Genomic DNA, 537 nt, shown 5'->3' with positions numbered 1-537 from the left:
TAAGAACAGATTTTAAACCCTCGGGAGACGCCAATCTCTCGAGGGTTTTTTAGTTTTACTGGTTTAAAAATTACTTAGATATCAAAATCTTGCACAGGGATAAAGCAATGCAAACACAACGCTTAAGAATCGCAATTCAGAAAAAAGGTCGTCTTAGCAAAGAGAGCCAAGCTCTACTAAAGCAATGCGGCGTGAAATTTAACGTAATGGGTGAGCGTCTTGTTGTTCACTCAGAGAACATGCCAATTGACTTGCTTTTGGTTCGTGACGACGACATCCCTGGCTTGATCATGGATGGCGTGGTTGACCTTGGTTTCATCGGAGAAAACGAACTAGAAGAAGTTCGTCTTGATCGCAAAGCTTTGGGTGAGCCATGTGAGTTTGTTCAACTTCGTCGACTGGATTTTGGTGGCTGCCGTTTGTCCATCGCCATCGATAAAGATGAAGAATACAACGGCCCACAAGATCTCGCAGGCAAACGCATCGCAACGACTTACCCTCAACTTCTTAAAGCGTACATGGATGAAGCCGGCGTGC

1 protein-coding gene is annotated in these 537 nt (G+C 44.7%); it reads left to right on the top strand.

The window, feature by feature from the left end:
• Positions 1 to 107: 107 nt before the first annotated feature.
• A partial coding sequence (gene hisG / locus R7P74_RS28855; protein WP_318124130.1) for an ATP phosphoribosyltransferase occupies positions 108 to 537 on the top strand: 430 nt, incomplete at its 3' end.

It is taken from the genome of Vibrio sp. 2033 (assembly GCF_033339735.1).
Note: the sequence above shows the minus strand (reverse complement) of the source record. Positions and strands in the feature narration are given on the sequence as shown.